The 858-nt window shown below is 72.3% G+C and carries 1 protein-coding gene and 1 pseudogene; both read left to right on the top strand.

All coding sequences use genetic code 11. The features are described 5' to 3' along the window. Nucleotides 1-257 (top strand): annotated as a pseudogene (locus HUW62_RS48310) (hypothetical protein); the annotation flags it as partial. Beyond that, a partial coding sequence (locus HUW62_RS47450; protein ID WP_176438215.1) for an IPT/TIG domain-containing protein occupies nucleotides 257-858 on the top strand: 602 nt, incomplete at its 3' end. The pseudogene HUW62_RS48310 and the gene HUW62_RS47450, both read left to right, overlap by 1 nt.

The raw sequence follows: 858 nt of genomic DNA, 5'->3' as shown, positions 1-858 counted from the left end.
CGCAGCTCCAGGAGTACGGAGGCCCACCCGTCGTCATCCCCATGACGCCGAAGATGCGGCGCTTCCTCTTCGCGCTGCTGCGCCAGGCCGGCCTGGCCGGCGAGTCGCGTAACAGCGGCAGGGGGCGGGGCGTCATTGTGACTCAGACGCCAGCGCGCCCCTTCCTGCGGCCAGCCTTCGCACGGTTTCGCCAGGGCGCCAGCCGCCGCTTCCTCGCGCGCGTCGCGAAAGAGCTGGGCCTCGGAGGGCCCGGGTAATGGCCGTCCCCTCCCTCACCTCCGTGACGCCCTCCTCGGGGCCCACCAGCGGCGGCGACATCCTCCGCCTCGCCGGGGTGGGCTTCGCCGCGCGGGTGGCCGTGCGCCTGGGCGGACTGCGCGCGGAGGTGATCTCCATGCGCCAGCAGTCGGGCGCCTCGCATGTCGACGTGAGGACGCCGCCCCATGAGGCGGGCACCGTCGACGTGGAGCTGCTCAACCTCTCCGCGGACGGACGCCCCATTCCAGGAGAGGCCGCTGTCCTGCCGGGGGCGTACCGCTACCTGCGCCCACGCGTCGCGAAGGAAGCGGACCTCACCCGCCTCGTGCGCACCTTGCTGCGCGAGCTGAAGCGCCAGGTGGTGGCCAACGTCAGCGCCAGCGTCTCCATCGACTACGACGACACGGTGGCAGACGGCCTCAACGTCATCGCCATGGCCGCGCTGCCCTCCGTGGTGCTGTCAGGCCCCACGTTGCGCGAGAGTCGTCGCTACTCCACCAACGTCTTGCACGAGGACGTCGTGCAGGGCCCCTCCGGCGCGGAGCTGGTGCGCAGGCGCCCCGCGTACACGGTGGACCTGGCCTTCACCCTCACGGTGGC

The organism is Myxococcus sp. AM011 (assembly GCF_013372595.1).
GTDB lineage: Bacteria > Myxococcota > Myxococcia > Myxococcales > Myxococcaceae > Myxococcus > Myxococcus eversor.
This window is presented reverse-complemented; position numbering and strand designations above follow the sequence as displayed.